This is a genomic window from Pararhizobium sp. O133 (genome assembly GCF_051669845.1).
GTDB lineage: Bacteria > Pseudomonadota > Alphaproteobacteria > Rhizobiales > Rhizobiaceae > Pararhizobium.
On the sequence record NZ_CP196426.1, the window covers coordinates 2,740,913 to 2,762,332 of the forward strand.

The 21,420-nt window shown below is 57.7% G+C and carries 21 protein-coding genes; 14 read left to right on the plus strand and 7 right to left on the minus strand.

The genetic code is table 11. From position 1 onward, the window contains the following. Positions 1–24 precede the first annotated feature (24 nt). The gene (dinB, locus tag ACST81_RS13035; protein ID WP_438748260.1) at positions 25–1,122 is read right to left on the minus strand and encodes a DNA polymerase IV; all 1,098 of its coding nucleotides are present in this window, start codon (positions 1,120–1,122) and stop codon (positions 25–27) included. A 5-nt stretch (positions 1,123–1,127) separates the two neighbouring features. Then, positions 1,128–3,194 carry an ATP-dependent helicase gene (locus tag ACST81_RS13040; protein ID WP_438748262.1) on the minus strand — a complete coding sequence of 689 codons (2,067 nt, stop codon included), beginning with the start codon at positions 3,192–3,194 and terminating at the stop codon, positions 1,128–1,130. A gap of 592 nt (positions 3,195–3,786) precedes the next feature. On the opposite strand from ACST81_RS13040, the gene ACST81_RS13045 reads away from it, so the two are divergent. Both ACST81_RS13045 and ACST81_RS13050 read left to right on the plus strand, forming a co-directional pair. Further along, complete coding sequence (locus ACST81_RS13045; RefSeq protein ID WP_438748264.1) at positions 3,787–4,095, plus strand: hypothetical protein; 309 nt, start codon at positions 3,787–3,789, stop codon at positions 4,093–4,095. 202 nt (positions 4,096–4,297) lie between these two features. Further along, the gene (locus tag ACST81_RS13050) at positions 4,298–5,158 is read left to right on the plus strand and encodes a Ku protein (RefSeq protein ID WP_438748266.1); all 861 of its coding nucleotides are present in this window, start codon (positions 4,298–4,300) and stop codon (positions 5,156–5,158) included. 3 nt (positions 5,159–5,161) lie between these two features. Here ACST81_RS13050 and ACST81_RS13055 read toward each other — a convergent pair whose 3' ends face one another. Further along, positions 5,162–5,956 (minus strand): Ku protein, encoded by a 795-nt coding sequence (locus ACST81_RS13055; RefSeq protein ID WP_438748268.1) that lies wholly within the window; start codon positions 5,954–5,956, stop codon positions 5,162–5,164. Between the two features lie 127 nt (positions 5,957–6,083). Then, positions 6,084–6,296: a hypothetical protein gene (locus ACST81_RS13060; protein ID WP_438748269.1), complete on the minus strand. Its 213-nt coding sequence runs from the start codon at positions 6,294–6,296 to the stop codon at positions 6,084–6,086. 254 nt (positions 6,297–6,550) lie between these two features. On the opposite strand from ACST81_RS13060, the gene ligD reads away from it, so the two are divergent. The 9 genes from ligD (at position 6,551) to glsA (ending at position 14,336) form a co-directional block, all read left to right on the plus strand. Further along, positions 6,551–9,217, plus strand: a complete 2,667-nt coding sequence (ligD, locus tag ACST81_RS13065; RefSeq protein WP_438748271.1) for a DNA ligase D — start codon at positions 6,551–6,553, stop codon at positions 9,215–9,217. A 12-nt stretch (positions 9,218–9,229) separates the two neighbouring features. After that, positions 9,230–10,138, plus strand: a complete 909-nt coding sequence (locus ACST81_RS13070) for a hypothetical protein (RefSeq protein WP_438748272.1) — start codon at positions 9,230–9,232, stop codon at positions 10,136–10,138. Beyond that, on the plus strand, positions 10,059–10,622 hold the full coding sequence (locus ACST81_RS13075; protein WP_438748273.1) for a DUF4334 domain-containing protein: 564 nt from the start codon (positions 10,059–10,061) through the stop codon (positions 10,620–10,622). The genes ACST81_RS13070 and ACST81_RS13075 overlap by 80 nt, the downstream gene beginning before the upstream one ends. Before the next feature lie 178 nt (positions 10,623–10,800). Further along, on the plus strand, positions 10,801–11,199 hold the full coding sequence (locus ACST81_RS13080; RefSeq protein ID WP_438748275.1) for a response regulator: 399 nt from the start codon (positions 10,801–10,803) through the stop codon (positions 11,197–11,199). A gap of 398 nt (positions 11,200–11,597) precedes the next feature. Continuing rightward, complete coding sequence (locus tag ACST81_RS13085; RefSeq protein ID WP_438748276.1) at positions 11,598–11,930, plus strand: hypothetical protein; 333 nt, start codon at positions 11,598–11,600, stop codon at positions 11,928–11,930. Between the two features lie 170 nt (positions 11,931–12,100). Next, a complete protein-coding gene (locus ACST81_RS13090) occupies positions 12,101–12,277 on the plus strand; it encodes a hypothetical protein (protein WP_438748278.1) in 177 nt (58 codons plus the stop codon). A gap of 5 nt (positions 12,278–12,282) precedes the next feature. Beyond that, positions 12,283–13,059 carry an exodeoxyribonuclease III gene (gene xth / locus ACST81_RS13095; RefSeq protein WP_438748279.1) on the plus strand — a complete coding sequence of 259 codons (777 nt, stop codon included), beginning with the start codon at positions 12,283–12,285 and terminating at the stop codon, positions 13,057–13,059. Positions 13,060–13,084: 25 nt separating this feature from the next. Then, a complete protein-coding gene (locus tag ACST81_RS13100; protein WP_438748282.1) occupies positions 13,085–13,327 on the plus strand; it encodes a hypothetical protein in 243 nt (80 codons plus the stop codon). Further along, on the plus strand, positions 13,299–14,336 hold the full coding sequence (glsA, locus tag ACST81_RS13105) for a glutaminase A (RefSeq protein WP_438748284.1): 1,038 nt from the start codon (positions 13,299–13,301) through the stop codon (positions 14,334–14,336). The genes ACST81_RS13100 and glsA overlap by 29 nt, the downstream gene beginning before the upstream one ends. Positions 14,337–14,413: 77 nt before the next feature. Here the strand turns inward: glsA and ACST81_RS13110 are convergent, their stop codons facing one another. Genes ACST81_RS13110 through ACST81_RS13120 form a run of 3 tightly spaced genes read right to left on the minus strand, consistent with a single transcriptional unit; the run spans position 14,414 to position 15,724 of the window. Continuing rightward, complete coding sequence (locus tag ACST81_RS13110) at positions 14,414–15,124, minus strand: SOS response-associated peptidase (protein WP_438748286.1); 711 nt, start codon at positions 15,122–15,124, stop codon at positions 14,414–14,416. After that, the gene (locus ACST81_RS13115) at positions 15,103–15,471 is read right to left on the minus strand and encodes a hypothetical protein (protein WP_438748288.1); all 369 of its coding nucleotides are present in this window, start codon (positions 15,469–15,471) and stop codon (positions 15,103–15,105) included. The genes ACST81_RS13110 and ACST81_RS13115 overlap by 22 nt, the downstream gene beginning before the upstream one ends. Then, positions 15,461–15,724: a hypothetical protein gene (locus ACST81_RS13120; protein WP_438748291.1), complete on the minus strand. Its 264-nt coding sequence runs from the start codon at positions 15,722–15,724 to the stop codon at positions 15,461–15,463. The genes ACST81_RS13115 and ACST81_RS13120 overlap by 11 nt, the downstream gene beginning before the upstream one ends. A 210-nt stretch (positions 15,725–15,934) precedes the next feature. Between ACST81_RS13120 and ACST81_RS13125 the strand changes: the two genes are divergently transcribed. The 3 genes from ACST81_RS13125 to ACST81_RS13135 are packed head-to-tail and all read left to right on the plus strand — an operon-like array spanning position 15,935 to position 21,382. Further along, positions 15,935–16,690, plus strand: coding sequence for an ImuA family protein (locus ACST81_RS13125; protein WP_438748292.1), 756 nt, complete (start codon positions 15,935–15,937; stop codon positions 16,688–16,690). Beyond that, positions 16,611–18,122: a Y-family DNA polymerase gene (locus ACST81_RS13130; RefSeq protein ID WP_438748294.1), complete on the plus strand. Its 1,512-nt coding sequence runs from the start codon at positions 16,611–16,613 to the stop codon at positions 18,120–18,122. The genes ACST81_RS13125 and ACST81_RS13130 overlap by 80 nt, the downstream gene beginning before the upstream one ends. Then, positions 18,119–21,382, plus strand: coding sequence for an error-prone DNA polymerase (locus ACST81_RS13135; protein ID WP_438748295.1), 3,264 nt, complete (start codon positions 18,119–18,121; stop codon positions 21,380–21,382). The genes ACST81_RS13130 and ACST81_RS13135 overlap by 4 nt, the downstream gene beginning before the upstream one ends. The last annotated feature ends 38 nt before the right edge of the window (positions 21,383–21,420 follow it).

Here is a 21,420-nt window from a genome sequence, read left to right on the forward strand (position 1 = left end):
CGGTTCTCTCCGTTACTTTCTCAATCATAAATCAAATCCGAGCTGCGGTTGTTCCCCTTGGCCCGCGTTACCCTCGGTGGTCAGCGAAGACAAGGTCACGCCGAGCAGTCGGATGGACCGCTTGAATGGATGGACGGTCGCCAGCAGGTCGGCTGCGGTCTGGAGAATCTGGTTGCAATTGGTGAAGGGCCGTGTGCCGCTCCTGGATCGCGTCGCCTGGGTGAAATCGGAATACTTGATTTTGACGGTAACCGTTTTCCCGCTGAATCCTTTCGCCTCACAATAGCTCCAAATCTTCTCGGCGAGCGGTTTCAATTCGCTGGTAGCAAGGTCGAGATCGTCGATGTCATCGACAAACGTGTCCTCGGCACCGACGGATTTTCTGACCCGATCAGGCCGCACCTGACGGTCGTCGATCCCGCGGGCAATGCCATAGAAATACGGTCCCGACTTGCCGAAGTGGCGTGTGAGAAACTGGAGCGATTGCGCTTTCAGGTCGGCACCCGTCTCAATTCCCAGTTTGTGCATTATCTCCGCGGTTGCTGGCCCGATCCCATGGAATTTCTTGACGGCGAGCCTCTCCACGAAAGCCTCTCCGTTTTTTGGCGTAATCACCGCCTGGCCGTTCGGCTTGTTGAGGTCCGATGCCATCTTCGCAAGGAACTTGTTGTAGGAGATACCGGCCGAAGCGTTGAGGCCGGTCACCACCTTGATCTTGGCACGGATCTCCAACGCAATCTCGGTCGCAACCGGCATGTCCTTCAAGTTTTCGGTCACATCGAGATAGGCTTCGTCAAGCGACAACGGTTCGATGAGCGGCGTATACTCGGCGAAGATATCCCGGATTTGCTGCGAGACCGTGCGATAGACGTCGAAGCGTGGAGGGACGAAGCTCAGATCGGGACATTTTCGTGCCGCCGTTACCGACGGCATTGCGGAATGTACACCAAACTTCCGGGCCTCATAGCTGGCAGCCGCAACAACGCCGCGGGCGGCTGCACTGCCCACCGCCAGCGGCTTGCCGCGGAGTTCGGGGTTATCTCGCTGTTCCACCGACGCGTAGAAGGCATCCATATCGACGTGGATGATTTTGCGAACCGGTGGTGGCGCGGCATGGCTCATGGAAACTACTTCCACATGGAGCGCATGCGAGCGCCGACGTCGATCCTGATCTGACGGGCGCTGCGCTCAGCCGCTTGAGGCGACACCTTCGGCCAGCTTATCACTTCGAAAAATTGCAGGAGCGTCGCCGGAATGAACCGTGTCCGCGAGGCGTAAACATGTCGATCGCCCTGGGTGTTCTGGCCGTAGGTGAAAAACCGTTGCGGCAGCACGAGTGCCAAATTATCCCGCGCCCGTGTCATGCCAACATAGAGCAAGCGCCGTTCTTCCTCGATTTCTGCTGTGGAGCCGACGCCGAGATCGGATGGAATACAACCGTCGACCACGTTCAACATGAAGACGGATCGCCATTCCTGGCCTTTGGCGGAATGGATGGTCGAGAGGATCAAATAGTCCTCATCCAGCAGAGGCACGCCGGCTTGATCGCTGGTTGCATCCGGAGGATCCAGGGTTAGCTCTGTCAGGAACCGTTCGCGGCTTGGGTAGCCAGCCGCAATCTGCTCAAGCTGGAGCAGATCAGCTTTGCGCGTATCGGCATCCTCGTGAACCCTATCAAGATGGGGCTCGTACCAGATGCGGGCTGTCTCAAGTTCACTTGGCCAACTGCCTTCGCGTTTCCGGAGAGACGTCAGCATCGTTACGAAGGATGGCCAATCCTCTCCTGTCTTGGGTGGCGGTGGAATCTCCGCCAGCGATTGCAACGGTTCCGGATCCGCTGCGATCGTGTCGAGGATTTTCCCTGCTGTTTGCGGCCCGATACCTGGCAGCATCTGAAGGAGCCGGAAGCCGGCGACACGATCGCGTGGGTTCTGCGCAAATCTGAGAACAGCGAGGAGATCCTTGACATGCGCGCTGTCGAGAAACTTCAAGCCACCGAATTTGACGAAGGGAATATTGCGCCGGTTCAGCTCAACCTCGAGCGCTCCGCTGTGATTGGATGCCCGAAACAGAACCGCTTGTTGTTTCAGCGCAATCCCGATTTCCCTGTTGGCCAAGACCTGCTCGGCAATGTAGTTCGCCTGATCGGTTTCGTCCTTGACCGTGACCAGCCACGGGCGTTGTTCTGATGCCCGATCCGTCCAGAGGTTCTTGGTGAAGCGTTCTCGCGCCAAGTCGATGACACCGTTCGCAGCCGCAAGGATCGGCTGGGTCGAGCGGTAGTTCCGGTCAAGGGTGATGACGTCAGCGGGTTGCGGCAAAAATGCCTTGGGAAAGTCAAGGATGTTGCGAACGGTTGCCGCCCGGAACGAATAGATCGACTGGGCGTCGTCGCCGACCACGGTCAAGCCGTCGCCATCCGGCTTCATGGCAAACAGGATCGACGCCTGGAGTTTGTTGGTGTCCTGGTATTCATCGACAAGGACATGGTCGAAGCGCGCTCCGACATCTGCTGCCAGTTCCGGGTCGGACATCATCTGTGCCCAGTAGAGCAGCAGATCATCATAATCGAGCACGTTCTGTGTCTGTTTTGCTTCGACGTAGGCTGCAAAGAGCTGCTTCAACTGCTCTTGCCAGCCCATCGCCCATGGATAAGCTGATTTCAGAATGTCGACGATCGCCCCCTCGGAATTGACCACACGCGAATAGATTCCCAGGCAATGGCCTTTGGTCGGGAAACGACTGTCTGTCTTCGAAAGACCCAGCTCATGACGTACGAGGTTCATGAGATCGGCGCTGTCCTCGCGGTCATGAATTGTGAAGTCGATGTTGAGGCCAATCTGCTCGGCATACATTCGCAGCAGTCGTGCGCCGATACCGTGGAAGGTTCCTGACCAGGTTAGGGCATCGGTCATGATCGCCGAACTATCGCCGAGCACCTGCCGACAGATGCGTTGAACACGACGTGCCATTTCCGATGAGGCTCGACGCGAGAACGTCATGAGCAGGATGCGGCGCGGATCGGCACCCTTGACGATCAGATGAGCAACCCGGTGGGCGAGCGTATTGGTCTTTCCCGAGCCGGCGCCAGCAATGATCAGTAAGGGTCTGCTGGCTGCACCTTGCGACGTGCCAGCACCGTATTCCACTGCCTCTCGTTGGCGGTCGTTCAGTTTGTCGAGGTAAGCTGTCATATCGATCGTGGCGCCGTATTTGCCGCCCTCAGGAAAAAAGCGAGGCGATCCGAGACTTATATGCGAGCGCGAACAAAAAGTGAACTTGCGTCCCGGATTTTTCGATCTAAATTTGGAGTTTGATCGTTATCTCATTCGACGGACAACCGCCAATGCCGCGGCTACCAGGATCATGACAGGAAGCATTGCAACCGACAGGACAGCGAATGCTCCGGATAGAGGAAATTCTGCAAGATACCCGTTAACCCGAAAAACTCCCGGTTCCGCGCCAAATGCTACCAGATCAATAAAGGTCAAGACGCTGACAGGTTGCCAGTTCCCTGAAAACAGCCACCAACAAATCTGCGCAAGAAGGGTTGCAAGGCTAGCGAGGCCAAAGAGCCGAAATAGCCACGCATTCAACTCGATGCAAAAATTTGAGACCGGATCCACGGCAGCTCTCGGGTACATTGTTCAGGTGTAGATTCTCACAGAAACAGACCACGTCAAGCACCGCGCCGATCAGATAACCGATAGTGCTATCAGTTCGAAGAAACTACTCATCGTCCAGTGCGTTTGTATTCCGATATCGAAAAATTGAGGAGACAGGTTCATGGCAGACGATAGCACCACGACAATTCGCGCAATTTTCGAAAGCCGAGCGGCAGCCGACCTTGCCGTCGAACATCTTGTTCAACAACACGGCATTTCGCGTCCGGACATTTTCATTCAGTCGGCATCGGCGGAAAACACAGTGGGTTCGGAGCTATCCGGCGGCGATGTTTCTCATGATCATGGTGATCGCGACGATGCCCCACTCGCTGGCGAAATCGAGGTTTCGGCCGATATTGCCTTGAGCCAAACTCCAGCAGTGCAGCGCAGTCTGGGGGAGGATGGTGCTATCCGGGTTTCAGGGCGTTGATCATAAGTGGAGTCCCTTAAGGCCAGAACCATCTTGCGAAGCGCGACTTTCAAAAAACGACACGACCGCTGGCACCTCAGAAATCAAACTGCCGAGCTGCTTTCACTTTGTGATCAAGACGCAAGATGCATTTAAATCTTTGGCTTCGGCGTCACGGAACCAACCTGGCGCGTTAGCATTTCGTGAGATAAGGAGAGGCAGAATGGCACCACGCGCAAATTGGAAAGGCTTCCTCAAAGTCGGAGAGCTCACCTGCGCTGTTGCGCTCTACACTGCCGCATCGACCTCAGAGCGAATTTCCTTTCACACTCTTAATCGCAAAACCGGAAACCGAGTTCGACGCGAGTTTGTCGACAGCGAAACGGGCAAGGTCGTCGAGCGAGATGATCAGGTAAAAGGTTATGAGGATTCCAGCGGTCGTTACATCGTCTTCGAACAGGACGAGATTGCCGCTGCAGTTCCAGATGCCGATAAAATGCTGGATGCGGAGAGTTTTATAAACTGCGATGAGATTGACGACGTCTATTTCGACAAACCCTACTATCTCGCTCCTGCTGACAAACAGAGCAACGAGGTCTTCAATCTAATTCGCGACGGTCTGAAGAAAAAAAAGGTAGCAGCGATCGCCGAAACCGTTTTGTTTCGACGCGTCCGCAAACTGCTTATCCGGCCCCACGACAAGGGCCTGGTCGCATCGACCCTTAACTTTGAGTACGAGGTTCGTTCGGCCGAGGATGCCTTCAGCGATACACCGAACTTGAAAATTGAAGCGGAGATGCTTGAGCTTGCTAATCATATTATTGGTGGAAAAGTCGGGAAGTTCGATCCGAGCAAGTTCCAAGATCGATATGAGGACGCGCTGACTGAAGTCGTCAAAGCCAAGATCGAAGGCAGGAAAATAAAGCCCCAACCCGTTCCGGAGCCTACGAAGGTCGTCGATCTGATGGAAGCCTTGCGGCAAAGTGCCGGCATTAAGTCTAGCGAGAAGAGCACCAAGGCAAAAACCGTCAAGAAATCAGCGACACCGCCGAAGAAGAAAGCAGTGACAAGGAAAGCGGGTTAACGCCTATTTCGTCGATGATTCAAGGCTTTTCTTAAGAGCATCCATTATGTCGATGACATTGCTCGGCCCCTTTGTTTCTACTTTCGCTGGAGCCTTTTTCTTTGCCTTCGTTTTTTTCCGTTTCGCGATCATATCGAGGATCCGGTCCTGGACAGGATCATCGACAATAGAGGGGTCCCACGGTGTGGAGCGAGCCTCGATGAACTTTTCCATAAGCTGCATATAGCCTGACTCAGATTTCTCCGAACTTATAGCGCTGAAGAATTCCTTAGGATCCCGCACCTCATCGCCGTATCGAAGCGTCCAGAGAATAATGCCATTATCGCGGGGCTCCAGCATCACGGCCCGCTCCCGTCGGTACATCACAAGCTTGGAAATGCCGACGACCTCACGGCTTGCCATCGCCTCGCGTATGACAGCGAAGGCCTCCTGACCGACTTTATCGGATGGTGTGAGGTAGTGCGGAGTGTCATACCAGATCCACTCGATGTCGTCCTTGGGTACAAATGTTTCGATGTTTATCGTGCGGGTACTTTCCAGCGCGACCGCATCGATTTCGTCATCCTCAAGCATGACATACTCGTCTTCACCTCGCTCAAAACCTTTGACCTCATCGTCCTCATCGACCTCGCGCCCCGTGACGGAGTCGACGTAGCGACTGACAACCCGGTTTTCTGTCGCGCGGTTCAGTGTATGGAAGCGAACCTTTTCGCTCTCAGTCGTCGCCGGAACCATCGAAACCGCGCAGTTGACGAGAGAAAGCTTGAGATAGCCCTTCCAGAACGAGCGAGGTGCCATGCGATTTACTCCGTGGGAATCCTCGAAAAACGGGTGGGGCGCAGGATTGTTCCTCGTTGGTAGACAACAAGCGGGCGCCGTTCTTTGAATCCAAAATCGACCTTAAGTGCAGCAGTTCGCGTGGTAGCTAATTTGCAGCCAGACGGAGTTCGTCGACCAACAACTCAAATCTGCGGCGATCGTCCCCGATCAGACCTTCGACCTCTTCCTTCCAAAGGAAAGCGGCTTCCTCGGTTTCATCGTCAAGCTGCCGAACGAAGATTTGATGGCCGTCCAATCTTCCCTGTCCGCCGACCTCCAGGTACTTTGCCGCCAAATGTTCGATGACATCGATCTGCATCTTCGCTATCCCTTATTATAATAATGCTTCAAGACCGAACAGCTCTTGGGAGTTGATCATTCTGTGGGTCTGGCGTCGTTTATCTCACCGCCAACGAACCATTTGAATGAAGGTTCCAGTCTCGGCAACGCGAGCGTACCTCTTCAATGTTTTTAGCTTTTGCAGCAATCGGTTTGGATTGGCATCCCGTCGACGCATCTTTTGTCGAAACTGGGCGTTATGGCCAATCAGCGTCCAAGGTGTCCGAGGTTCCGATGGCAGACGACAAACTTTCCAAATACAAAGCGAAGCGCGACTTCAAGCTGACGCAGGAACCAAGTGGGTCAGGCAAACTCGTTGCGTCCAACCGTCGACGCTTCGTTATCCAGAAGCACGACGCGACGCGATTGCACTACGACCTGCGGCTCGAGCTCGACGGTGTCTTCAAATCCTGGGCCGTGACCAAAGGCCCGTCGCTCGATCCGCAGGACAAACGTCTTGCCGTCGAGGTCGAAGATCATCCGCTCGACTACGGTGATTTTGAGGGGACCATCCCGAAGGGCCAATATGGCGGCGGCACAGTCATGCTCTGGGACCGCGGCTACTGGGAACCCGAGGGTAACCGCACGCCGGAAGAAGCTCTGGCTAAAGGCGACTTCAAGTTCACCTTGGAGGGCGACAGGCTGCATGGCAGTTTCGTCCTCGTCCGGATGCGACATGATCGCGATGGCGGCAAACGGACGAACTGGCTGTTGATCAAACACCACGATGACTACTCGGTCGAAGAAAACGGCGCCGCGGTTCTGGAGGAGAACGACACTTCTGTTGCATCAGGACGTCCGATGGATGCGATTGCTGCCGGCAAGGGAAAAAAGCCGAAACCCTTCATGATCCAAGGTGGCGATGTCGAAGCCGATGCTGTCTGGGATAGCAACCACGGACTTGCCGCCGAGGAGCGCAAGGCAGGAGCGAGCTCGGCTTCAAGGTCTGCGAAGCAGCAGACGAAAACTAAGCGTACCAAATCCGTATTGCCAGGTTTTATCGCGCCGCAGCTCTGCGAGAGTTTGGCACGCCCACCGTCGGCAACCGGTTGGATCCACGAGATTAAGTTTGACGGTTACCGCATCCAGATGCGCATTGAAAACGGGGACGTAACGCTGAAGACTCGCAAGGGCCTTGACTGGACAGCAAAGTATGGCGCCATCGCAAAATCAGCCTTGGCCCTTTCCGATTGTATCGTTGACGGTGAGATCTGTGCGCTCGACGAAAAAGGCGCACCCGATTTTGCCGCGCTTCAGGCTGCCCTCTCGGAATGCAAGACAGACAATCTAGTCTATTTCGCTTTCGATCTTTTGTTCGCAGGTGGTGAGGATCTGCGAGAGTTGCCATTGGTCGAGCGAAAACAGAGACTGGAATCCCTTTTGACCGAGAGCGGCGACGATCCACGTCTGCGATACGTCGAGCACTTCGAGACCGGGGGTGACGCGGTGCTGAAATCTGCCTGCCGGCTGTCGCTCGAAGGTATCATCTCCAAACAGGCGGATGCACCCTATAGGTCAGGCCGTAGCGATACCTGGGCGAAATCGAAATGCCGGGCCGGCCATGAGGTCGTCATCGGCGCCTACGCCACGACCAACGGCAAGTTCCGATCGCTGCTTGTCGGCGTCTTCAGGGGCAACCATTTCGTCCATGTCGGCCGTGTTGGCACCGGCTACGGTGCCAAGACTGTCGAGAAGCTGCTGCCAAGGCTGCGAGAGATGGAGACAACCACCTCGCCGTTCACTGGAATGGGTGCACCGAAGAAGTCTGCCGATATTGTCTGGCTGAAGCCGGAACTCGTCGCGGAAATCGAATTCGCGGGCTGGACGGCAGATGGCCAGGTCCGACAGGCCGCCTTTAAAGGATTGCGTGAGGATAAGCCGGCCGAGGAGGTCGAGGCTGAGATGCCGGCATCGCCCTCGAAGACCGACGTTCCCGATCCCGAGCCGACCAAGCCAGCCAGGACGCGGCCTCGCCGACAAGGGAAAGAGGAGGTCATGGGTGTTATGGTCTCCAGTCCTGACAAGCAGCTTTGGCCGGATGCCGGTAACGGCGAGCCGGTGACAAAGGTCGAGCTTGCCCGCTACTACCAGGCAGTCGGTACTTGGCTGATTGATCACATCAAGGGTCGGCCATGCTCAATAATTCGCACCCCGGACGGGATTGAAGGTGAGCAGTTCTTCCAACGACACGCCATGCCCGGTAGCTCCAATCTCCTTGAGCTGGTGACTGTCTTTGGCGACAAGAAGCCGTATTTGCAAATCGATCGCGTGGAAGGATTGGCCGCGATAGCCCAACTTGGCGGTGTCGAATTGCATCCCTGGAACTGTCAGCCTGGGCAGCCAGAGGTACCGGGTCGACTGGTCTTCGACCTCGACCCCGGACCTGATGTCGAATTTACTACCGTCATCGAAGCTGCCCGCGAGATCCGCGACCGGCTGGAAGAGCTTGGACTTGTCAGCTTCTGCAAAACAACTGGCGGCAAGGGGCTCCACGTCGTGACGCCCCTTTCTGTATCGACGGGTAAGAAGCTCAGTTGGGACGAGGCAAAGGGTTTCGCCCACGACGTCTGTCGGGAGATGGCGCGGGACAATCCGGAACTCTACCTGATCAAGATGGCTAAGGCGCAGCGGGAAGGGCGGATATTCCTTGATTACCTGCGCAACGATCGGATGGCGACGGCGGTTGCCCCGCTATCCCCTCGTGCCCGCCCCGGCGCAACCGTGTCTATGCCGCTCAACTGGAGCCAGGTGAAAGCCGGTCTCGACCCCCAGCGGTTCACGATCCGTACCGTGCCGGGCCTATTGGACAAAAGCACCGCTTGGCAGGATTACTGCGACGGTCAGCGGCCATTGGAGCAGGCGATCAAACGCTTGAGTACAGCCAAAAACAAGGCTGCGTAGAGGCAGGAGACTATGGAGAAGGCAGACCAGAACCGACCTCCGACTGTTGTCGGAGCCACGACCGACCTTCCGCATGACCGGATGACTGTCGGGCGGTTCCGGACGTCCTTTCCCCGCGCAAGATGGAACGACGACCTAAAAGCATGGTTTGTTCCCGGCCAAACCGCGCAGAAGCGTATCGGGCGCTGGCTGGCCCAGATGGAGGCTGAGGCTGATGCGTTCGCCGACGAGAAGGGCAGGGATGCCTTCGCCTTCGATCCAATCGAGAGCCGTTACCTCGAGGCTGCGGCTGGGATGTTGCAGATCCGCACGCCCTATTCAAAGACTCTTGTCCACGAGATACGGGAGATCCCTTACGCACGATGGGACGCCGATCGGCGGCTCTGGACGGTACCATATCGCTCCTTCGAGGATTTGCGTCGGCGCTGGCCTAAGATTGAGGCTGCAGCCGAGCGAAGTGAACCGGAAGCCAAGAAAGCACGGCATGCCGCAATCAAAGGCACAGACGAAGATACCGCCTCCAAGGCAAAAACCAGAGAACGACGGCGCAAGCGATACCCGGTTCTAGTCGATAATGTTCCGCCCTTCGATCACGCGATCAGCACGCACATCGGTGTTGTGTTCTTCACCGGCACGGATGGAGAGCTCGCAGACGCGGAAACCGTCCGAGCCTTCTACTTCGATGTCGAGGATGATGATGAATACGCATGGGCATCATGGCGGCAGGGCTCGCTTGAGGAATTGGTGACGACCTGGCCCGCGCGACTGTCGCCATCTGACACTGAACGCAGACGTGGCTGGTGGATACCAACCCTTGACGCGTTGCGTGACGCCCGTCGAGATGCAAGATCGAAGCGGAAGTCCAGAGAACGGCGGAACGGGGCAACGTCATCCAGTGAACGAACAACTGACGGTTCTTGAACAATTTTGCCTCCTCCCATCGGTGGAACCAGCAGCCCTGATCGGCCTCTGGAAAGGGCGAGGCATCCCGTCTGATCATCCGTTTGACGGCGTGCTTGAAAACCTCGGTTGGTTTGGCAAGCGGTTCACTGCGGATTTTCGGGCAGACGCCTTGCTGTTTCGCTCGGGCGAAAAGCGGCTCGTCGCGATCGATCCTTCGAAAATTCCTCTTCGTCTGACATTGCGTTTTTCCAGCCTTGGCAGGTTACTTGTCCTGCGCCATCTGTTCTCATATCTTCAGCGTGGTCTTCGGGCGCGGCGCCAAGTGGCGTCCCTGCGCACGGTTTCCTTCGAAGGCGTTATGAGCGCTGCGATGGTTTATGACGACCAACCGATTGTTGACCATTTCCGGCGCGTCGATGACGGGCGTATTATGGGAGCGATGACCATCAGGGGCGACAATCGGATTTACTTCTTCGAACTGGAACGTCTCGACGAGAGTTGAAAACCGAACAGCCGCCTGTCACTTGCTGCTCACCGCCTATGTTCGAGGAAATTTGAACGACCACTACGCGGATCATGTCTGTTGGCATTTTATTAAGATTGTTCGCAAAAACTGAGAGGAAGGGGCAGGCGATTTCGAATGGGGTGCGTTGAGGTTAAAACCGCTTCGGAGACGAACAATGGAACTGTATCAGCGTACCGCTCTCATCGTCGAAGATGAATTCTTGATCCGGATGGCACTCGCCGAAGCCTTGCTAGATGCTGGTTATGGGGTTTTGGAAGCGGGCAATGTGCTAGAGGCCGTTGCGGTCCTCGGGAAATACAAAGTGGACGTCCTGATTACCGACATCGATATGCCCGGTGGCTTGAACGGTCTGGACCTTGCTCGCCATTTGCGGGCTTACGACCACAGCGTTGGGATACTGGTGACATCAGGCGGCTACGACTTCCACGACGTCGATCTTCCGGTCGGCGCACGGTTTCTTCCGAAGCCCTATAAAATGGACGATGTCCTCGCTGCGGCGTCGGAATTGAGCTCCCGTCCTTCCGCGAGTTGGCAGGTCAAAAGCGTAGTCTGACTTGCGAGATGCCAGCATACGAGTTGCTTAGAGGGGAGCCGCTGTGAGAAGCACCGCAACCGGCAAACTTAGTGCCGAGGCAGTCAGAGCAAGCATCGCCGGCATCTTTATCAATCGCGCTCGCCGCGCTCTTCCTTGATCCCATTCGTACTCCATGCAGGTTCGTCCGCCTGGCAATCAACCATTCGAATCCGTAGGAGTCGACTCTGAGAACCTCGAATGGGGGGAAGCAGATCATCGCGACGATCGGCCCAACAAAAAGACGCTGTTGGGATCGCCAGATCGCTAGACTTCGGGTTCCGGCCATGCAAATTTTAGGCGAGGCAGGGGCGAATTCCGTATGCACAACCATGGTTTAGCGCTCCTTGTTGTACCTTTCCGGAGCTGCGGCATCTTCAATGACTTCAACGACTGACTTTATTGCTGAACTCTTCCGGGCCGGAAACGAAGTGGCGAAGCTGAGCCGTTCAGAGCGTAAAAGGCTGCTGGAGCGTGCCTTGGCCACCATAAAGGATATGTGCGACATCCTTGGGATTCCGAGCAGCGGGACGGATGCCGATCAACTTGTGAAACTCGCAACTTTTGTTGCAAAACTCGAACATCAAAGTGACAGCGAGGTCGGCCAGGCGCTCCTCACCGCGTCCACCTTGATCCGGGATCTTCGGATTGCCATGGACGAGAAGGTTGAAGTTATGATCACGGAACTCCGGCTTCCCGAGGAAGCGAATTAAGCCGGTCAGTACCGTTCTAAAGTGTGCAAGCCTCGTGACTGAACCGGTTCGGTTTGCCGAACCTCTAATCCCTGTCTTCAAATCGCCCCTGTTTCGCGTGGTGCCCTGATCCGCATGCATCTTTTAGCCTGTAAGCGCGTTTCGGAGAAAGCCACCGAAGGAGACAGGCCATGAGCAAGCGTGAGATGATCGATACAGGAACCGACAAGCGTTACATCCGTCGCGACGAGGACGGCAAGTTCAAGGAGAGCGCCGATGTTTCGCGATCATTGTCGGCAGATGCCCGTCATGACGCCAAGAATGACGCCAAGCCGGGCCAAGGTGACAAGGGCGATCGAAAGCACTAAGCGCGGTGAAGCTCGCCACCTACAATGTCAACGGCATCAACGGTCGTCTCGAGGTGCTGCTTCGATGGCTCGCCGAAGCGAAGCCGGATGTCGTCTGTCTGCAGGAATTGAAGGCGCCAGACAATAAGTTTCCGCACGGCGAGCTTGAGAAGGCCGGCTACAGCGCGATCTGGCATGGCCAGAAGTCCTGGAACGGCGTCGCAATCCTTGCTCGCGATCAGGAGCCGATCTTGACCCGCCGTGGACTACCCGGAGATCCCGACGACAGTCACAGTCGCTACATCGAGGCAGCGATCGACGGTATCGTAATAGGGTGCCTCTACCTACCCAACGGCAACCCCGCGCCAGGTCCGAAGTTCGACTACAAACTGCGTTGGTTTGAGCGTCTGCATGGCTATGCAGCGGAACTGCTTCATCTGGATATTCCCGTCGCGCTTGTCGGTGACTTCAATGTCATGCCGACCAATCTTGACGTCTACAAACCGGAGCGTTGGCGTGATGACGCTCTGTTTAGGCCTGAGGTCAGGGCAGCCTATGCGAGATTGATCGAACAGGGTTGGACGGATGCGGTGCGGAAATTACATCCAGACGAACGCATCTACACCTTCTGGAAGTATCTTCGGAATGCCTTTACGCGAGACGCCGGCCTTCGCATAGACCACTTTCTCCTCAGCCCGAGCTTAGCGCCGGGTCTGAGACGCGCGACAGTGGACAAACATGTTCGGGGTTGGGACCACACGAGCGACCACGCTCCTGTCTGGATCGAACTATCGAAAACATAAGCAGCCAAACGGCCTGGAGGAACTGATGTCTGAACGCCTGCGACAAGAGATGCGAGAACGGCTTGAAGACTTTGTCGATAGTTTCGTAGTGAAGGGCGCTAAGCCGCACGATGTCTTCGATGAGATGGCATCGGCGGTGGAAGCGCTTCGCGAAGCCTACGGTCGCGATCCCGACCCCATGGACGATACCGTCCTCGAACAGCCGCTCGAAGAGCCGTCAAACGACTGGCCAGCGTCAGATGGCAAACCTCGGTCAGGTGGCGATTGACATGGATGGGGTTGGTCATTCCGGTGAACTGACGGTGCTTCTTGAGGATGTAGTGTCTCGGGTTCGCAAGGCAGCACCCGGCATCTACGATGAAGCCGTTGAGAAGGCCAAAGCAAGTGGGAAGCCCGTTCCTCGCAAGGGCGAGTTCGAGCATTTTGGTATTGCGGTGTTTACCCGAAGTGGGGATGTGGCATCGGCAGGAAACGCCGGCGTCGGTTTTCCCATTCAATCCATCTCGAAAGTGTTCGCCCTTGAGGTCGCGCTGGAAGCCATGGGTGAGAAACTCTGGAAACGGGTCGGCAGGGATCCGTCAGGCGATCCCTTTAACTCGATCATCGATCTTGAAAGAGCCAAGGGCATTCCGCGCAATCCGTTCATCAATGCCGGCGCGCTGGTCGTCTGCGATGTCCTGGCCGGCATTGGTGGTCGGTCAGGTCCTGACCGACATGTCGTCGACCTGGTAAAACGCATGCTCGATGGTGAACCCCCGACACTCGATCACGACGTGATGGAGAGTGACCGCTCTGGTGGAGATTTGAACCGGTCCTTGATGTTCATGGCAAGGCACCACGGCAATCTGAAGCATGCAGTTGAGAAGGTGATGGACGCCTATATCCATCAATGCGCCATAACCTTGGACTGTCAGGGCCTTGCAAAGGCTGGTCGGTTTCTAATGCTCGACGATCCGGATGATGAGGATGGCGTAAAGATCGCAGCCGCCAGACGAGCACGGCGAATCCTGTCGATCATGATGTTGTGCGGCCAGTACGATGGATCAGGCGACTTTGCGTATCGCGTAGGACTGCCGGCAAAATCGGGTGTCGGCGGTGGAATTCTGGCGATTGCCCCACATACCGCGTCGATAGCTGTGTGGTCACCGGCCCTCGATCCCATGGGGAACAGTTGGCTCGGCACTTTGGGGTTGGAATTGTTGACATCGAAAACGGACTGGTCCGTGTTCGGAAAGTCACGCAGACTACCGCGCGATAACATTTCAAACGAGCGGTGAAGGTCCGCGATGTGAGCCGCTCGTGGGTCACGTGCTGGCCACGATGACAGCCGAGACATAATCGCCTCGTCGAACGGTTACATTCCGGCAAAGAGATCCTTCGCTTTGCTGGGATGCCCGCCTAAACTGCCAACGACGGTGTAGCGCGGTAGGACGATCATCTGATTGTCGGGCAGCGGACGCTGAAGCTTCTTGGCGTCCTTCCACTCGGCTGTCAGCCATAGCTCGCATTCCTCCCTTGTCGTCAGAAGAACGGGCATAGCCTTGGGATGGATCGGCTTGACGATACCGTTGGGATTGGTTGTGAGGAAAGCATAGATGTCGTGCTCGCCGAGCCTCGGCGCCTTGATCGGGCCACGGGCCCCGTTCCAGCGGGTATGGACACCGGCCATCATAAATATCGGTTGATCCTCGTTCAGCGCGAACCAGCGTAGCGGCTTTTTGCCCGTCTTCGGATCAGGCTCCTGTTCGTATTCGGAAAACGCGGTTGCCGGCACGAGGCATCTGTTCTGAACGCCAAGCCACTGCTGCCAATGGGGCAGCCATGTTTTGCGAACGTTGGTAACCCCCTTGTCGGGCTTGCCGTCGAGATGCTCCTCGGGCGTCGGCATGCCCCAGGTCGACATGGCCAGCTCGCGATCGCCCTCCGCATCAACACGGATAATCGGCCCCTGGCGATCCGGATGCACGTTGATGGATGGCGGGAGATTGCCCTCCCGGTAACGCGTGATGTCGATGAAATCCCTGATCGCTTGCTGGTTGGATGTCAGATTGTAGAGATTGCACATGTGCAGTCCTCTTCCTCGCGGAACACTGCCGTACCATCGAGAATCTTCAATTCGAATTCAAGCTGACCGATGCGCTCCAGCATGAGCGTTTCATAGTTCAGGAGCACATCGGCGAGCTGCGCCAACCCATGCGTGGTGTCGCCGGCACCATCCACGGAACTGACCGCCACCATATTGTCGTCGAGAGCCTCAACGTACTCTCTGACGAGATCACATTCCTGTCTGTAGAAATCCAAGCGCGATCCGACGGCGGCTTGTTGAGCTTCATCGGGATACTGGCCGAAGATGACTCCGCCTTCGAGCGCAAGGTCCGGCGGCAGGATCGCCATTTCCGATTTACTGGTCATCTGAACTGCTCCCTTCAAAATACAGGTTTGCCTCAAGAAGGCCCGGAAACCGCGTCTGACACCGGTCCTCGCCATCTGGGCAGATCATTTTCTCGCAACCGACCGCCAGGCGACGCCGCAGTTCGACGAAGCGGATGCTCGCGCCGTACTGCCTGACGAGGGCTTTGCGGTCGAGTTCGACATATCGGTCACACGCCCGGCATTCGGCTGTGATGACCGGGCTTCGAAACTCACGCAACGTCAGCAGGCTCATCGTTCAGGTTCCAAAAAAATATGCACAGGGTTCACCTTGACCTACAGCCGTGATTCCATTTGCTGAATCCCTTGAGCTTCTGGTCCGGACCTTCGCTGGCTTCTCGCTATCGCGCGGAGGACCGGTTGACTCATTTACGGCTTAGGAACAAATAGGGAACATATTCGCTTTTTGCCGAATTGGAAAGTGCCTCCGTGACCCGTGACATCCATGCAGCAGACTGCCACCAACGCCACGATCTCAGAACTTCGCGACCGCATCCAGCATCTCGAAGGCGGTCCGGTGCGTGCACGCAAAATGCTGCCCTTTGGTGTTCCGGCAATTGATGGCGTGCTCCCCGCCGGAGGCCTGGCCTACGGGGCGCTGCATGAGGTGGCAGGGGGCGGAGCCGGCACGGTTGATGGCGCGGCGGCCGCGCTGTTCGTCGCCGGCATCGCCGCCAGAACCAGGGGGAAGATTGTCTGGTGTCTGACACGGCCGGACCTGTTCTTCCCGGCCCTGGCGCAAGCCGGGCTTCAAGCCAACCGCGTCGTGTTCGTCGAGTCCGACAAGGAGGAGGACGTGCTGGCGAATATGCAGGAAGCGCTCGGGTACGGCGGCCTCGGCGCTGTTGTCGGCGAGATTGTTCGATTGCCGATGACGGCATCCAGGCGCCTGCAACTGGCTGCGGAAAAGACTGGGACTATCGGGCTTGCCGTCCGACGGTGGCGACGCCAGACCGAGGCCAACGACTTTGGCCAACCAACGGCATCGACGACGCGTTGGCGTGTCAGCGTTCTGCCGTCGGAGGAACTTCCAGTTCCCGGCATCGGTCGTCCCCGCTGGTTGCTGGAACTGATGAGATCGCGTGCGGGCGAGTGTGCCGAGTTTGCCGTTGGAGCCTGTGATGACAAGGGTCGTATCCATCTATCTGCCGGATCTGCCCACCGATCGCATTCGACGGGCCGATCCCTCACTGCCAGTTGAGCAGCCGATCGCTGTGATCGCCAGGAGCGGAGCCAAACGCTGGGTGTCTGCCGCAGATGCCGCTGCGAAGAAGGCCGGCGTGCGGTTTGGCATGGCAGCGGCCAAGGCGCAGGCCTTGTTCCAGGGATTGACGATGATCGATGCCGATCCTGTTGCCGACGCCCTGGCACTCGAACGCATCACCCTCTGGGCCCTGAGCCAGTATTCCCCGATCGTCGCTATGGATGCCCCCAACGGGATCGTCATGGACACCGAAGGCGCCGATCACCTGCAAGGCGGCGAGGAGCCAATGCTGATCGGGATCGTCAACCGTTTTCGCGGAAGGTCCCTGACGGCTCGGGTGGCGATCGCCGACACCTGGGGTGCGGCCCATGCCTGCGCGCGGGCGATCACGCGGGAAACCGTTGTCGTGCCTCGTGGCAAGACAGCCCGCGCTGTGGAACGGCTGCCGATCTCGCTGCTTCGGCTCCCGGAGAAGGTTGTTGGCGATCTCAGGACACTTGGGTTCCAGAATATCGGAGAGCTGTCTGCAACGCCGCGCGCTCCCTTAGCTCTTCGGTTCGGCCCGGAGATCGGCCGTCGTCTCGATCAGATGTTCGGACGGCTGGCGGAGCCGATCGAGCCTATCCGCTGTCCCGAGCTTATAGAAGTCAGCCGTTCATTTGCCGAGCCGATTGGCGCTGCAGAAACGATCGACAAATACGTCGGACGGCTGGTGATCCAACTCTGTGATGAACTGCAGAAACACGGTCTCGGTGTCCGCCGCACCGATCTGATCATAGAGAAGGTCGACAATACCCGCCAGGCGATCCGGGCAGGAACAGCCAAACCGGCACGCGATGTCGCATGGCTGACAAAGCTGTTCCGCGATCGCACCGAGAAGATCGAACCGGGCTTCGGCATCGAAAAGCTTTCGCTGGTCGCGGTGGTGTCCGAGCCGTTGGCGGAAACGCAACGAGCCTCGTCGCTGATTGAAGAAGATGCGACCGACATTGTTCCTCTCATCGATGTCTTCGGCAATCGCGGCTCCCGTGTCTACCGGGCCGCACCTGTGGCATCGGACGTCCCCGAGCGCAGCGTCCAGCGGATTGCCGCGGCATCAGACGACAACGATGTCTCCTGGTCGCATCACTGGCCCCGCCCGGTGCGGTTGCTTCGGCATCCGGAACTCATTGACGTGATCGCACTGTTGCCGGACCAGCCCCCGGTATCCGTCACCTGGCGGGGAAAGCGTCGGAAGGTGAAGCGTGCTGATGGCCCAGAGCGGATTTTTGGCGAATGGTGGCAGCGGACGTCGGAATGGGTCGCCGTCCGAGACTACTTCGTCATCGAGGACGATGCCGGCGAGCGGCTTTGGATCTACCGGTCAGGCGACGGTGTCGATGCGGCGACGGGATCGCACCGATGGTTCGTGCACGGGATCTTTGCATGAGATACGCCGAGCTTCAGGTCACCACCCATTTCTCCTTCCTGCGGGGTGCGTCCTCGGCGCAGGAACTGTTCGCCACCGCCAGAGAGCTTGGCATTGAGGCGCTGGGCGTGGTCGATCGCAACAGCCTGGCCGGGATCGTCCGGGCGCTGGAAGCCTCCCGCGAAACCGGCATTCGTCTTGTCGTCGGCTGTCGTCTCGATCTGCAGGATGGCATGTCTATCCTCGTCTATCCCAAAGACCGCGCGGCATACTCGCGGCTGACCAGGCTGATCACACTCGGCAAAAGCCGGGGCGGCAAGGACAACTGTATCCTGACTTTCGATGACGTCGCACTCTACGCGGAAGGATTGCTCGCTGTCCTGGTGCCCGATCTGCCGGATGAGGCATGCGCGCTTCAGCTTCGAAAGATGGCCGACGTGTTCGGCGACCGTGCCTATCTCGCGTTATCGCTACGCCGTCGTCCCAACGATCAGATGCGGTTGCATGAACTATCCAACCTGGCCGCCAAATTCCGTGTCCGGACGGTCGTCACCAACGACGTACTGTTCCACGAACCGGGACGCCGGCAGCTCCAGGATATCGTTACCTGCATCCGGACACGAACGACCATCGACGCAGTTGGCTTTGAGCGCGAGCGGCATGCCGACAGGTATTTGAAGCCGCCGGAGGAGATGGAGCGTCTGTTTCCGCGCTATCCCGAGGCGCTGAGACGCACCATGGAGATCGTCGATCGCTGCACATTCTCGCTGGAGGAGCTGAGCTACCAATATCCGGAAGAAGCCATCATTCCCGGAAAGACGCCGCAGGAATCCTTGGAGCACTATGTGTGGGAATGCGTGCCGAACCGATATCCGGAAGGATTGCCCGATGGTGTCCTGACGACCGTTCGCCACGAACTCGACCTCATACGGTCCATGAAGTACGCGCCGTATTTCCTTACGGTGTTCTCAATCGTTCGGTTTGCCCGATCGCAGGGAATCCTTTGCCAGGGGCGCGGCTCGGCTGCCAACTCGGCCGTCTGCTATATCCTCGGCGTCACCAGCATCGATCCTTCGACCAATGATCTGCTGTTTGAGCGGTTCGTCAGCCAGGAGCGGGATGAACCGCCGGATATCGACGTGGATTTCGAGCACGAACGGCGCGAGGAGGTCATCCAGTGGATTTACAAGACCTACGGCAAGGAGAAGGCGGCGCTCTGTGCGACGGTGACACGATACCGGGCGAAGGGTGCCATCCGGGACGTTGGTAAAGCGCTTGGGCTGCCGGAGGATCTGATCAAGGCGCTATCATCCGGAATGTGGGTCTGGTCGGAAGAGGTCAGCGACCGCAACGTCAAGGAACTCAATCTCAATCCCGATGACAGACGCCTGGTGCTGACATTGCAGCTTGCACAGCAGCTCATGGGCGCTCCCCGTCATCTCGGCCAGCATCCGGGCGGCTTCGTGCTGACTCATGATCGGCTCGACGATCTCGTGCCGATCGAACCGGCGACCATGGCAGATCGGCAGATCATCGAGTGGGACAAGGATGACGTCGAGGCACTCAGGATGATGAAGGTCGATGTTCTCGCCTTGGGCATGCTGACCTGTATGTCGAAAGCATTCGATCTGATCCGAAAGCACAAGGACGACAATCTTGATCTTGCCAATATCCGCCAGGAAGACCCGGCGACCTATGCGATGATCCGGAAGGCCGGCACGCTCGGGACATTCCAGATCGAAAGCCGGGCGCAGATGGCAATGCTTCCGAGGCTGAAGCCGCGAACGTTCTACGATCTCGTCGTCCAGGTTGCGATCGTCCGACCGGGACCAATCCAGGGCGATATGGTCCATCCCTATCTGCGGCGCCGCGAAGGCAAGGAGGATGTGGAGTATCCGACGCCCGAGCTGGAGGCGGTGCTGGGCAAGACGCTCGGCGTTCCGCTGTTCCAGGAGTCGGCCATGCGCGTTGCTATGGTCTGCGCCGGCTTCACCGGCGGCGAGGCCGATCAGCTCCGCAAGAGCATGGCGACGTTCAAGTTTACGGGCGGCGTTTCCCGGTTCAAGCACAAGCTCGTCTCCGGCATGGTTCGCAACGGCTACACCCCGGAATTTGCCGAGAGAACTTTCAGCCAGTTGGAAGGATTCGGAAGCTATGGCTTCCCGGAAAGCCATGCGGCATCGTTTGCGCTCATCGCTTATGCCAGCAGCTACATCAAATGCCACCATGCTGATGCGTTCTGTGCAGCCCTGTTGAACTCGCAGCCGATGGGTTTTTACGCCCCGGCTCAGATCGTAGGCGATGCCAGGAACCACGGCGTCGAGATCCGGCCCGTCTGCATCAACCGGTCGCGGTGGGATTGCACGCTGGAGCCGGTCGAGGGCAAGGATCGTCATGCGGTTCGGTTGGGTATGCGGATGGTGCGTGGGCTGGCCACCATCGATGCCGCCCGGATCGTTGCGGCCCGGACGGAGGAGCCGTTTGCTTCGGTCGACGATATGTGGCGGCGGTCAGGCGTGCCAGCAGCATCGCTCGTTGAACTGGCGGAAGCTGATGCCTTCCGGCCGTCGTTGAAACTGGAGCGCCGGGAAGCGCTCTGGGCAATCAAGGCGCTCAGGGATGAACCTCTGCCGTTGTTTGCGGCGGCGGCCGAGCGCGAGGCGAGAGCGATCCCGGAACAACAGGAACCGGAGGTCGAACTGCGGCAGATGACCGAGGGCCATAACGTTGTGGAGGACTATGGGCACACCGGGCTGACGCTGCGGCAACATCCCGTCGCCTTCCTGCGGAAAGACTTGGCGAACCGGAGCATCGTTACTTGCGAGGAGGCGATGGCCGCACGCGACGGACGCTGGGTGATGACGGCCGGGTTGGTGCTGGTGCGGCAGCGACCGGGCAGTGCCAAGGGCGTGTTGTTTATCACCATCGAGGACGAGACCGGGCCGGCGAACATCGTCGTGTGGTCGAAGCTGTTCGAGCGCCGACGACGCATCGTGCTGGGAGCGTCGATGATGGCGATCAACGGCCGCATCCAGCGTGAAGGCGCCGTCGTCCATCTCGTGGCGCAGCAGGTCTTCGATCTCTCCAGCGATCTGTCCGGGCTTGCGGATCGTGATACGGCGTTCAGGCTGCCGACGGGGAGAGGCGATGAGTTTGCCCATGGTTCTCCCGGAGGTCCAGATTCACGAGATCGGACAAAGCCTGCCGTTCAGCCGAGGGACATCTTTATCCGGGATTTGCATATCGATACGCTGAAGGTGAAAAGCCGGAATTTCCAGTAGGCGATACTGCATTTGGCCTTATCAGAAGTTATTTCTGC

What these genes read in the sequence shown, in the direction of transcription:
- ACST81_RS13085 (WP_438748276.1), top strand. Translation starts at nt 11,598, where the DNA reads ATGACTTCAACGACTGACTTTATTGCTGAACTCTTCCGGGCCGGAAAC.
- ACST81_RS13050 (WP_438748266.1), top strand. Translation starts at nt 4,298, where the DNA reads ATGGCACCACGCGCAAATTGGAAAGGCTTCCTCAAAGTCGGAGAGCTC.
- ACST81_RS13100 (WP_438748282.1), top strand. Translation starts at nt 13,085, where the DNA reads ATGTCTGAACGCCTGCGACAAGAGATGCGAGAACGGCTTGAAGACTTT.
- ACST81_RS13115 (WP_438748288.1), bottom strand. Translation starts at nt 15,471, where the DNA reads ATGACCAGTAAATCGGAAATGGCGATCCTGCCGCCGGACCTTGCGCTC.
- ACST81_RS13040 (WP_438748262.1), bottom strand. Translation starts at nt 3,194, where the DNA reads ATGACAGCTTACCTCGACAAACTGAACGACCGCCAACGAGAGGCAGTG.
- ACST81_RS13135 (WP_438748295.1), top strand. Translation starts at nt 18,119, where the DNA reads ATGAGATACGCCGAGCTTCAGGTCACCACCCATTTCTCCTTCCTGCGG.
- ACST81_RS13045 (WP_438748264.1), top strand. Translation starts at nt 3,787, where the DNA reads ATGGCAGACGATAGCACCACGACAATTCGCGCAATTTTCGAAAGCCGA.
- ACST81_RS13130 (WP_438748294.1), top strand. Translation starts at nt 16,611, where the DNA reads ATGACAAGGGTCGTATCCATCTATCTGCCGGATCTGCCCACCGATCGC.
- glsA (WP_438748284.1), top strand. Translation starts at nt 13,299, where the DNA reads ATGGCAAACCTCGGTCAGGTGGCGATTGACATGGATGGGGTTGGTCAT.
- ACST81_RS13075 (WP_438748273.1), top strand. Translation starts at nt 10,059, where the DNA reads ATGCAAGATCGAAGCGGAAGTCCAGAGAACGGCGGAACGGGGCAACGT.
- dinB (WP_438748260.1), bottom strand. Translation starts at nt 1,122, where the DNA reads ATGAGCCATGCCGCGCCACCACCGGTTCGCAAAATCATCCACGTCGAT.
- ACST81_RS13120 (WP_438748291.1), bottom strand. Translation starts at nt 15,724, where the DNA reads ATGAGCCTGCTGACGTTGCGTGAGTTTCGAAGCCCGGTCATCACAGCC.
- ACST81_RS13090 (WP_438748278.1), top strand. Translation starts at nt 12,101, where the DNA reads ATGAGCAAGCGTGAGATGATCGATACAGGAACCGACAAGCGTTACATC.
- ACST81_RS13055 (WP_438748268.1), bottom strand. Translation starts at nt 5,956, where the DNA reads ATGGCACCTCGCTCGTTCTGGAAGGGCTATCTCAAGCTTTCTCTCGTC.
- ACST81_RS13070 (WP_438748272.1), top strand. Translation starts at nt 9,230, where the DNA reads ATGGAGAAGGCAGACCAGAACCGACCTCCGACTGTTGTCGGAGCCACG.
- ACST81_RS13060 (WP_438748269.1), bottom strand. Translation starts at nt 6,296, where the DNA reads ATGCAGATCGATGTCATCGAACATTTGGCGGCAAAGTACCTGGAGGTC.
- ACST81_RS13125 (WP_438748292.1), top strand. Translation starts at nt 15,935, where the DNA reads ATGCAGCAGACTGCCACCAACGCCACGATCTCAGAACTTCGCGACCGC.
- ACST81_RS13110 (WP_438748286.1), bottom strand. Translation starts at nt 15,124, where the DNA reads ATGTGCAATCTCTACAATCTGACATCCAACCAGCAAGCGATCAGGGAT.
- ligD (WP_438748271.1), top strand. Translation starts at nt 6,551, where the DNA reads ATGGCAGACGACAAACTTTCCAAATACAAAGCGAAGCGCGACTTCAAG.
- ACST81_RS13080 (WP_438748275.1), top strand. Translation starts at nt 10,801, where the DNA reads ATGGAACTGTATCAGCGTACCGCTCTCATCGTCGAAGATGAATTCTTG.